This window comes from Mesorhizobium sangaii (assembly GCF_014207355.1).
Classification (GTDB): Bacteria; Pseudomonadota; Alphaproteobacteria; order Rhizobiales; family Rhizobiaceae; genus Mesorhizobium; species Mesorhizobium sangaii.
The window spans coordinates 1,401,937-1,413,671 of the sequence record NZ_JACHEF010000001.1 but is presented as its reverse complement, the minus strand read 5'-3'; the positions used below and the strand labels follow the sequence as shown (position 1 = coordinate 1,413,671).

At 66.8% G+C, this 11,735-nt stretch carries 4 protein-coding genes; all 4 read left to right on the top strand.

The genetic code is table 11. From position 1 onward, the window contains the following. The first annotated feature begins 5,799 nt into the window (after positions 1–5,799). The 4 genes from HNQ71_RS34720 (at position 5,800) to HNQ71_RS06815 (ending at position 11,717) form a co-directional block, all read left to right on the top strand. Positions 5,800–5,979: a hypothetical protein gene (locus tag HNQ71_RS34720; protein WP_184871761.1), complete on the top strand. Its 180-nt coding sequence runs from the start codon at positions 5,800–5,802 to the stop codon at positions 5,977–5,979. A 216-nt stretch (positions 5,980–6,195) separates the two neighbouring features. Continuing rightward, positions 6,196–8,502, top strand: coding sequence for a peptidase domain-containing ABC transporter (locus HNQ71_RS06825; RefSeq protein WP_184871760.1), 2,307 nt, complete (start codon positions 6,196–6,198; stop codon positions 8,500–8,502). A gap of 21 nt (positions 8,503–8,523) precedes the next feature. Further along, entirely contained in the window at positions 8,524–9,936 is a 1,413-nt protein-coding gene (locus HNQ71_RS06820; protein ID WP_184871759.1) for an HlyD family type I secretion periplasmic adaptor subunit, read from the top strand. Positions 9,937–9,983: 47 nt separating this feature from the next. Then, positions 9,984–11,717 (top strand): tetratricopeptide repeat protein, encoded by a 1,734-nt coding sequence (locus tag HNQ71_RS06815; protein ID WP_184871758.1) that lies wholly within the window; start codon positions 9,984–9,986, stop codon positions 11,715–11,717. The last annotated feature ends 18 nt before the right edge of the window (positions 11,718–11,735 follow it).

The window sequence follows — 11,735 nt, the reverse complement described above, 5'->3', positions numbered from 1 at the left end:
AACCCCGGCGATACCGGTGCAACTGGAGCCACAGGCGCGACTGGCGATACCGGTGCCACGGGTTCGACTGGCGCAACCGGCGATACCGGCTCGACCGGTGCAACCGGAGCCACGGGTGCGACTGGCGATACCGGCGCCACAGGTTCGACTGGAGCCACTGGCGACACGGGCGCCACAGGTTCGACCGGCGCGACCGGTGATACCGGCGCCACGGGTTCGACTGGCGCGACCGGCGATACTGGTGCAACCGGAGCCACAGGTGCGACTGGCGATACCGGTGCAACCGGAGCCACGGGTGCGACTGGCGATACTGGCGCCACGGGTTCGACCGGAGCCACAGGCGCGACCGGTGATACCGGCGCCACGGGTTCCACTGGCGCGACCGGCGATACTGGAGCGACCGGCTCTACCGGTGCCACAGGTTCGACCGGATCCACTGGTGCAACCGGCTCAACCGGAGCAACGGGTGCCACTGGCGCAACTGGTGATACCGGCGCGACCGGTGCAACCGGCGATACCGGAGCTACTGGCTCGACCGGAGCAACCGGAGCCACAGGTGCGACCGGCGATACCGGAGCGACTGGCTCGACTGGTGATACCGGAGCCACAGGCGCGACTGGTGATACCGGCGCCACAGGTTCGACAGGCGCAACCGGCGATACCGGAGCGACGGGCTCGACCGGGGCAACTGGAGCCACAGGCGCGACCGGCGATACCGGCGCAACAGGTTCGACTGGCGCAACCGGCGATACCGGAGCGACTGGCTCGACTGGAGCAACTGGCTCTACAGGTGCCACAGGTTCGACCGGAGCCATTGGTGCAACCGGCGATACGGGCGCTACCGGCTCGACCGGAGCAACTGGTTCTACCGGCGCAACGGGTGCGACCGGCGCGACCGGCGATACTGGAGCGACCGGCTCTACCGGTGCCACAGGTTCGACCGGATCCACTGGTGCAACCGGCTCAACCGGAGCAACGGGTGCCACTGGCGCAACTGGTGATACCGGCGCGACCGGTGCAACCGGCGATACCGGAGCTACTGGCTCGACCGGAGCAACCGGAGCCACAGGTGCGACCGGCGATACCGGCGCCACAGGTTCGACCGGAGCCACAGGCGCGACCGGCGATACCGGCGCCACGGGTTCGACTGGCGCAACCGGCGATACCGGTGCAACCGGCGATACCGGTGCAACCGGAGCCACAGGTGCGACTGGCGATACCGGCGCCACGGGTTCCACTGGCGCGACCGGCGACACGGGCGCCACAGGTTCGACCGGAGCCACAGGCGCGACCGGTGATACCGGCGCCACGGGTTCGACTGGCGCAACCGGCGATACGGGCTCGACCGGTGCAACTGGAGCAACAGGTGCGACCGGCGATACCGGTGCAACTGGAGCCACAGGCGCGACTGGCGATACCGGCGCCACGGGTTCGACTGGCGCCACCGGCGATACGGGCGCCACAGGTTCGACCGGAGCCACGGGTTCGACTGGCGCAACCGGCGATACCGGAGCGACGGGCTTGACTGGGGCAACTGGAGCCACAGGTTCGACTGGAGCAACTGGAGCCACAGGTGCGACCGGCGATACCGGTGCAACAGGTTCGACCGGCGCGACCGGCGATACGGGTGCCACAGGCTCGACCGGGGCAACTGGAGCCACAGGTGCGACTGGCGATACGGGCGCAACAGGTGCGACTGGCGCAACCGGCGATACTGGAGCGACGGGCTCTACCGGTGCCACAGGTTCGACCGGATCCACTGGTGCAACCGGCTCAACCGGAGCAACGGGTGCCACTGGCGCAACTGGTGATACCGGCGCGACAGGCGCGACAGGCGCGACCGGCGATACTGGAGCTACTGGCTCGACCGGAGCAACCGGAGCCACAGGCGCGACAGGCGCGACCGGCGATACTGGAGCTACTGGCTCGACCGGAGCAACCGGCGCGACAGGCGCGACAGGCGCGACCGGCGATACTGGAGCTACTGGCTCGACCGGAGCAACCGGAGCCACAGGTGCGACCGGCGATACCGGCGCTACTGGATCGACCGGTGCAACCGGAGCCACAGGCGCGACCGGTGATACGGGCGCTACGGGTTCGACAGGCGCCACTGGCGCTACGGGTGCCACAGGTTCGACCGGGGCAACTGGAGCCACAGGTGCGACCGGCGATACCGGCGCTACTGGATCGACCGGTGCAACCGGAGCCACAGGCGCGACCGGTGATACGGGCGCTACGGGTTCGACAGGCGCCACTGGCGATACTGGCGCTACCGGTGCCACAGGTTCGACCGGGGCAACTGGAGCCACAGGTTCGACCGGCGCTACCGGCGCTACTGGCTCGACCGGAGCAACCGGAGCCACAGGCGCGACCGGTGATACGGGCGCTACGGGTTCGACAGGCGCCACTGGCGATACCGGCGCTACCGGTGCCACAGGTTCGACTGGCGCGACCGGCGATACCGGCGCGACTGGAGCAACTGGCTCTACAGGTGCCACGGGTTCGACTGGCGCAACCGGCGATACCGGAGCTACTGGCTCGACCGGTGCAACCGGAGCCACAGGCGCCACCGGCGATACGGGCGCCACAGGTTCGACCGGGGGAACTGGCTCTACAGGCGCCACGGGTTCGACCGGTGCAACCGGCGCGACGGGAGCAACGGGTAACACCGGAGCCACAGGAGCTACCGGCGCGACGGGAGATCCAGGCGCTACGGGTTCGACTGGTGCGACCGGCTCTACCGGCGCCGTGGGCTCGACCGGAGCAACTGGCTCTACAGGTGCCACCGGTTCAACCGGCGCGACTGGAGCAACGGGTCATACCGGAGCGACCGGCGCCACGGGTTCGACGGGCGCGACCGGCCATACCGGCGCGACGGGCTCGACTGGAGCAACGGGTCATACCGGAGCGACCGGCGCCACAGGTTCGACGGGCGCGACTGGCCACACCGGCGCGACTGGCCACACCGGAGCAACCGGCTCGACCGGGGCGACGGGCTCGACTGGAGCAACGGGTCATACCGGGGCGACCGGCGATACGGGCGCAACTGGTTCGACCGGAGCCACAGGTTCAACGGGAGCCACGGGCTCTACGGGTGCCACTGGCGCCACAGGCTCGACGGGCGCAACCGGTGATACCGGCGCCACGGGTGCAACCGGCGATACCGGTGCCACAGGTTCGACTGGGGCAACTGGAGCCACAGGTGCTACGGGTTCCACAGGCGCAACTGGCTCTACCGGAGCAACCGGTTCGACTGGAGCGACTGGCTCTACAGGCGCCACGGGTTCAACCGGTGCGACCGGCGATACCGGTGCGACTGGCGCAACCGGCGCTACTGGCTCGACCGGAGCAACCGGCGCCACAGGTGCAACCGGAGCAACTGGCGATACCGGCGCAACGGGTTCGACTGGTGCCACAGGTGCGACTGGCGATACCGGAGCGACGGGCTCGGCTGGAGCAACTGGCTCTACCGGTGCCACGGGTTCGACTGGGGCAACTGGAGCCACAGGTGCGACCGGCGATACCGGCGCAACGGGTTCGACTGGAGCCACAGGTGCGACCGGCGATACCGGAGCCACAGGTGCTACTGGCGCAACCGGAGCGACTGGCTCGACCGGTGCAACCGGAGCCACAGGTGCTACGGGTTCCACCGGCGCAACTGGCTCTACCGGAGCAACCGGCTCGACTGGAGCGACTGGCTCTACAGGCGCCACGGGTTCAACCGGTGCGACCGGCGATACCGGTGCGACTGGCGCAACCGGCGCTACTGGCTCGACCGGAGCAACCGGCGCCACAGGTGCAACCGGAGCAACTGGCGATACCGGCGCAACGGGTTCGACTGGTGCCACAGGTGCGACTGGCGATACCGGAGCGACGGGCTCGACCGGAGCAACCGGCGATACGGGCGCCACGGGTTCGACTGGAGCCACAGGTGCGACTGGCGATACCGGAGCGACGGGCTCGACTGGAGCAACTGGCTCTACCGGTGCCACGGGTTCGACTGGGGCAACTGGAGCCACAGGTGCGACCGGCGATACCGGCGCAACGGGTTCGACTGGAGCCACAGGTGCGACCGGCGATACCGGAGCCACAGGTGCTACTGGCGCAACCGGCGATACCGGAGCTACTGGCTCGACCGGTGCGACCGGAGCCACAGGGGCTACGGGTTCCACCGGCGCAACTGGTGATACCGGCGCCACGGGTGCGACTGGAGCAACAGGCGCGACTGGAGCAACGGGTTCGACAGGTGCGACTGGAGCAACCGGCGATACCGGCGCTACTGGCTCGACCGGTGCAACTGGCTCTACAGGTGCCACGGGTTCGACTGGTGCGACTGGCCACACCGGAGCAACCGGCTCGACCGGCTCGACCGGCGCGACCGGCGCGACCGGGGCAACGGGTCATACCGGGGCGACCGGCGCCACGGGTTCGACGGGCGCGACCGGCCATACCGGCGCGACTGGCTCGACCGGGGCGACCGGCACCACGGGTTCGACTGGTGCGACCGGCCACACCGGAGCAACCGGCTCGACCGGCGCGACTGGAGCGACGGGTCATACCGGAGCGACCGGCGCCACGGGTTCGACTGGTGCGACTGGCCACACCGGAGCAACCGGCTCGACCGGGGCAACCGGCGCGACGGGTTCGACTGGTGCGACTGGCCATACCGGTGCGACTGGCTCGACCGGGGCGACCGGCGCCACGGGTTCGACTGGTGCGACCGGCCACACCGGAGCGACCGGCTCGACCGGGGCAACCGGCGCAACTGGGGCAACGGGTCATACCGGCTCTACCGGAGCAACCGGCGCGACTGGAGCGACTGGAGCGACTGGTTCTACCGGAGCAACCGGCGCCACGGGTTCGACTGGTGCGACCGGCCACACCGGAGCGACCGGCTCGACCGGGGCAACCGGCGCAACTGGGGCAACGGGTCATACCGGCTCTACCGGAGCAACCGGCGCGACTGGAGCGACTGGAGCGACTGGTTCTACCGGAGCAACCGGCTCGACCGGAGCAACCGGCGCGACTGGAGCGACTGGTTCTACCGGAGCAACCGGCTCGACCGGAGCGACCGGTGCCACGGGTTCGACCGGTGCAACCGGCGCCACAGGAGCAACAGGTCATACCGGCGCCACGGGCTCGACGGGTGCGACTGGCCACACCGGAGCAACCGGCTCGACCGGGGCAACCGGCGCGACGGGTTCGACTGGAGCGACTGGTTCTACCGGAGCAACCGGAGCGACAGGTGCCACGGGTTCGACCGGTGCAACCGGCGCCACAGGAGCAACAGGTCATACCGGCGCCACGGGTTCGACTGGTGCGACTGGCCACACCGGAGCAACCGGCTCGACCGGCTCGACCGGTGCAACCGGAGCTACCGGCGCAACGGGAGATCCAGGCGCCACGAGTGGTGCAACCGGCTCGACCGGAGCGGCGGGCTCGAGCGGTTCCACAGGTGCGGCTGGTCTGACTGGTGCGACCGGTTGGGGCGGTGATCACGATCATGATCATGATCACGACCACCATGGCCACCATGGCCACCACGGCCACCATAGCAACAACGGCAACGGCAACAACGGCCACGACAACGACCACAAGAACAGCAGCAATTCAGGGAAGGGACACAACAAGGATGGCCACGATGGCAAACCGGGTAACGGTCACGCCGGCAAGGTCACGTCCGAGTCGCTCGGGCTCAAGGACGCGACGAAATTCCTGCAGTCGGGCTCGTCACATGGCAACAGTGATCACGGCAGCCATGCGTCGTTCCGCAACCTGATCGGCCTGGCGTCCACATCCGTGACGACAGACCTGCTCAATGTCCTCAAGACGATGAGCGGATTTGGTCAGAACCAGAACAAGCCGTCGGGGTCGAGCGCGGATCTCACCTCGGACCAGACCAAGCATGGCGCCGGCTACGCCAACAACGACCACACCGCCAAGACGACACTGAAGGACCTCTTGAAGCCGCACGAGTGAGCAAGAACCTTGATAAGAGACGACCGGCAGAAAAAAGTGCGCGCGGATTTCTCGGAAGAGCGGATCCGCGCGTTCATCATCTCAAGACAAGGAGTGGCATGAGAGTCGCGCGGCCGATCAGTTCGGAGTACACTGCGGAATTGCCGGAAACCTCGGCTGAAACGCCTCGGCCCGGGCATTGTTGAACCCTCGCCCTGCGTACCGGATGAGAAGTCCATGGTGAACGTCCCAGTGAACGCCGAAAACCAGCCGGTTCCGATCCGCGCCGGCACCGAAGCCGAAGTCGCGACGGGCAGGGCGGACGGCGAGAGCGCGGCCCGGATGCCCGGCGGACCCGCCGAGTTCGACCGGATCCAGCCGCGCCTCAAGGCGATGCTGCGGGTCGCGCGCTATCATGGCGTCGAACTCGACCCCAACGAGTTCAGGGCGGCGAGCCCAAGCCCGGTCCCGAACGCGACCGACCTCTCGCAATGGGCCCAGAACGGCGGCATGTGGTCGCGCGCGCTTCGCATCCGCTGGTCGCATCTCCTGCGCTTCGAGCACACGGGGCCGGTCGTCCTGCTGTTCAATGACGGTGGCGCGGGTCTCCTCACCGGGGCCAGCCCGGAGCGGAAGGTTGTCTTCCTCAAGAGCGCGGGCGCGCCCGACGATGAAGAAGCCATCGCCATCGACGAGTTGCGGCTGTCGCAGGTGTGGACGGGTGAGGCGGTGTTGTTGCGTCCGGCGCGATCCTACATCGCGGCCGATGCGCCTTTCACGCTGCGCTGGTTGATCGACCTGGTACGGTTAGAAAGCCGTTCCATGCGTGACATCGGTATCGCCTCGTTCACGCTGAGCATCCTTACCGTTCTGCCGCCGCTCATCGTCATGACGCTGGTCAACAAGGTGCTGCAGTTCAACAGCGTTTCGACCCTCGTGCTGCTGTCGGCCATAATCGCCGTCCTGTTCGTTTACGAGACGCTCCTCGGTCACGCCCGAAGGCTGATCATCAACGTCGTCGGCGCCCGGCTGGACACCAAACTGAACTTGCATGTCTTCAGCAGGCTCCTGCGTCTGCCGCTTGACTATTTCGAGCGTCATCCGGCCGGCCAGACGATGTACCACCTCGCACAGATCTATCGCATCCGCGAGTTCCTGACCGGAAAACTCCTCAGCACGTTCCTCGATCTGATCACGCTCTGCGTGCTGATCCCGGTGATGTTCTACATCAACGCCACGCTCGGCTGGATCGTGCTTGCCTGCGCGGGCGTGATCATGCTGATCATCTTCGCCTTTCTCGCACCACTGCGCCGCAGCTACCAGCAGGTGGTCGAAGCGGAGACCTGGAAGTCGGCGGCGCTCGGCGAAACCGTCGTCGGCATCAAGACGGTCAAGGCGCTTGGTCTGGAACCGCAACGCAAGGCGCTTTGGGACGAGCGGGTGGCGGACGCGGGCAGGGCCCGCCTTGCCTTCGGGCAGCTCGCCAACTGGCCGCAGACGCTTGTCACGCCAATCGAGCGTGTGATGGTCCTCGGCACCATGCTGATCGGCGCTTATCTCGCGATGAGCGACACCTCCGGCTACATGGTCGGCAGCCTGTTCGCATTCATGATGATCGCCCAACGCGTCGCGCAGCCTCTCGTCGGCCTTGCCCGACTGGTCGAGGACTTCGAGGAGGTAGGGGCGGCAATCGGCGAAGCCGGATCCGTCCTCAACCGACCCCTGGAAAGCAGTTCGAATTCCACCGGCCTGAGGCCGAAGCTCGTTGGCGAGATCAGTTTCCGTGACCTGACCTTCTCCTACATTGGCACCAAGACGCCGGCGCTCGACCGGGTCAGCTTCGACATTCCGGCAGGGACGATGTTCGGCATCGTCGGGCGCAGCGGTTCGGGAAAATCGACGGTTGCGAGGCTGCTGCAGGGGATCAATCGCGATTATAGCGGTTTTCTCAAGCTGGATGGCGTCGACCTCAAGGAAATCAACCTGCGTCACCTTCGCCAGGGGCTCGGCGTGGTCCTCCAGGACAATTTCCTTTTCCGCGGGTCGATTCGTGACAACATCATCGCCGGGCGCCCCGGTCTGACCCTTTCCGACGCCATGCGAGCCGCCCACCTCGCCGGCGCCGAAGAATTCATCGAACGCATGCCGAACGGCTATGACACCTATATCGAGGAAGGGTCGCCCAACCTGTCGGGTGGTCAAAAGCAGCGGTTGGCGATCGCGCGCGCGCTCATCCACAATCCGACCGTCCTGATCCTCGACGAGGCGACCAGCGCGCTTGACCCGGAGAGCGAGGCGGTGGTCAGCGCCAATCTCATGCGCATCGCCAGCGGCCGCACGATGATTATTGTCTCGCACCGGCTTGCGTCGCTGACCGAGTGCGACCAGATCCTGGTCATGGATCAGGGCAAGGTCCTCGATGTCGCGCCGCATGCGACCCTGCTCGAACGATGCGCGCTCTACCGCCAGCTTTGGTTGCAGCAGAACCGGCATCTCGACAGCCGCCACGGTCGTCTGGCCGCCGTCCCGCCGCGACTTGTTTGAGCATCGGCTTCGGGGCGCCCCATGAGCAGCATCAGCATCACCCAATCCAGCCTTCCCGCCCGCCGGCGCCGGACAGAACCGAGCGATCCGACGATGCCCGCCATCCTGGAATTCCAGTGGCCGTCGACGGCTATCGCCAATGCGCCGGTTCCGCGAATGGCGCGCGGCGTCGTCTGGATCATCACGAGCATGGTCGTCGCCCTGATAACACTTGCAGGGATCATACCGGTCGATCAGGTCGTCACCACCAGAGGGCTCGTGGTCTCGCAATCGCCAAACATCGTGGTGCAGCCGCTTGAGACGGCGATCGTGCGCTCGATCGAGGTGCGCGAAGGACAGCGCGTGCGAGCCGGTCAAACGCTTGCCCGCCTCGATGCGACCTTCGCCTCGGCGGACCTCACCGCGCTGGCGACACAGGTTTCGACGCTTGAAGCCGAAGTGGCGCGGTTGAAAGCGGAGGCCGACGGCAAGCCCTTCAACTATGACGGCCTGGACCCGAGTTGGACCCTGCAGGCGTCGATCTATGATCGCCGCAAAGCCGTCTACGACGCCAAGCTGGCGAGTTTCGACCGGCAGAGCGATGAGCTCAGCTCCGTGATCTCGCGTTCCCAGTCCGATGCTGACGGCTACCGCCAGCGGCTGGCCGTCGCGGCCTCGATCGAACAGATGCGCAAGCAACTGGAAGAAAGACAGGTGGGGAGCCGCCTCAACACGCTTCTGGCCGAGGACAACTCGGCCGAAATGTCCCGGGCGCTCGGCAACGCCTTGCAGACATCGGAAGCCGCCAAGCGGCAGCAGGCGACGGTGTCCGCCGACCGCGATGGCTACATCCAGAGCTGGCGCGCGGAAGTCTCGCAGGGCCTGTCGGAGGCGGGATCGCGCATGTCCGACGCCCGTGAGCTTCTCAACAAGGCAAAGCTGCGCAAGCAGTTGGTCGAGCTGAAGAGCGAGGCGGACGCCATCGTCCAGTCGGTAGCCAAGGTCTCCGTCGGCTCGATCCTGCAGTCCGGCGACCGATTGATCACGCTGGTGCCGGACGACGCGGTGCTGGAGATCGAGACGAACATTGTCGGTCGCAGCAGTGGGTTCGTCCATGTCGGCGATCCGGTGGCCATCAAATTCGACACCTTTCCTTATTCGCAATATGGCCTGGCTCATGGCACTGTGCGCGCGGTCAGTCCGGATTCCTTCTCGGCTCGCGAACAGGCGCGCGACCCGAACAGCTCGTTGGCCATGCTGCCATCGGACACTGACCTTTTCTATCGCACGCAGATTTCCATCGATCAGGTTGCCCTCCATGGCGTGCCCGCCAGTTTCACGATCAGCCCCGGCATGCCGGTGACGGCTGACGTCAAGGTTGGCCGCCGCACCGTGCTCAAGTACATTCTCGGCGCCATGCTCCCCGTAGGCCAGGAAGCGATGAGGGAGCCATAGGCTTGGGTGTCGTGCCGCGACAAACGGAGGTATGAGTTCTCGCATCGATGGCAATCCTTGACCGGCTGACTGCCTTTGCCCCGCCGGCGCTGGTGTTGCGCCGGGCGATAAAGCTTTCCGACAGTGGCAAGCCTTCAGAAGCCTTTCCGCTGATGGCAATTGCCGCACGCGCCGGCATCGCCGAGGCCGAATACCGGGTCGCTCGTTGCTATCTCGAAGGTTTGGGTGTGCCGCCGAGCCGGTCGGAAGGCGCGCGCTGGCTGCGGCGGGCGGCCGATCAAGGCAACCCCGATGCGCAGTCGCTTCTCGCCGCGCTTTACGTGGCTGGACTGGCGACACAGGAGCCCGACGGCAATCGCATCGGATCGGAAAGCCTGTTCGAACGGGATTCCTCGCGGCAGCCGGATTTCGCGCCAGCGCTCGAACTTGCGAAAAAAGCCGCCGAGGCCGGCTCCCCGACCGGGCAGGCAATCCTCGGCTATATCCTGAGCAGAGGCCCCGAAGCGATGCGCGATCTCGATGCGGCGCATGGCTGGTATGAGAAGTCCGCGGCCGCCGGCTGCCCGGAGGGATGTCTGGGCCTTGCTCTTTCCCTCGCCCGGCGCAGGCAGCCTGGGCAGGCGGACAAGATTGCCACCGAGGTTCGACGCGCTGCCGACGCCGGCCTGCCCACTGCAATCTACGTGCTTGGGGTGCTGACCGAGCATGGGCGCGGCGTGCCGGTCGATCGAGCGGCAGCGGCGCGACTGTATCAGCTTGCCGCGGAGAAAGGTCTGCCCTCGGCCCAGTTCCGGTTGGGATTGGGGCTCATTGATGGTGGCCTTGCGGATCAGGATATCGCGGCCGGCGAGGCATGGCTGCGGCGCGCCGCATTGGCGGGAAATATCGAGGCTGCCTACCGTCTCGGCGATCGTTACGTGAAGAGTTCGCAGCCCGACTATGCGGAGGCCGCGACGTGGTATCGACGGGCGGCCGATGCAGGCCATCAGGCCGCCGCCCGCGCCCTGGCATCGCTCTATCTGTCGGGAAACGGTGTCGCCCAGGACGTCGAGGAGGGAGCGCGCTGGCTGCGCACGTCCGCAAATGCGGGAAATCAGGAAGCGCAGGTCGACTTTGCCAATCTGGTCCTCGAAGGCGCAGGCGAGCCTGACGACCGCGCCAGCATTGCCGGATGGTTCGAGGCGACTGCCTCGTCGGGCGATCTGGTTGCAGCCTTCAACCTCGGGCTCTGCTTTGCCCAGGGCGTCGGTGTGCGAAAGGACGAGGAGCAGGCGGCGCAATGGGTGAGGCGCGCGGCCGAAGGCGTGGCCGAGGCGCAATATGCATATGCGCGCATGCTTCAGGATGGGCGCGGCGTGGCCGCCGACCAGAAACAGGCCCGTCTCTGGTTCGAGCGGGCGGCCAACGCCGGCATGGTCGACGCGCAGGTGGCGCTTGCCGAAATGCTCCTCAATGGGCGCGGCGGCGCATCCTTGCCCGTGGCTGCGGCGCAGTTGTTCAAGCGGGCCGCCGCCGCCGATCACGTCGGGGCGATGTTTGCGATCGGCGCCCTGTACGGGAGCGGCCAGGGTCTGTCACTCGACCCGGCGGCAGCGCAGAAATGGTTCGCCGCCGCTGCCGAGCGGGGACATGGCCAGGCCCAACTCATGCTCGGGCGCTATCTCTCCAATGGTCTTGCCGGGGACCATGACCCGGCAGCCGGTCGCCTGTGGTTCGAGCGAGCGGCTGCACAAGGTGTTCAGGAAGCCGTCGACGAACTCTCCGAATTCGCGTCGACTTGAGGCCGGTGTGGCGGTCGC

Excerpts from the sequence above, each read along its gene's own strand:
- HNQ71_RS06825 (WP_184871760.1), top strand. The coding sequence starts at position 6,196 with ATGGTGAACGTCCCAGTGAACGCCGAAAACCAGCCGGTTCCGATCCGC.
- HNQ71_RS06820 (WP_184871759.1), top strand. The coding sequence starts at position 8,524 with ATGAGCAGCATCAGCATCACCCAATCCAGCCTTCCCGCCCGCCGGCGC.
- HNQ71_RS06815 (WP_184871758.1), top strand. The coding sequence starts at position 9,984 with ATGGCAATCCTTGACCGGCTGACTGCCTTTGCCCCGCCGGCGCTGGTG.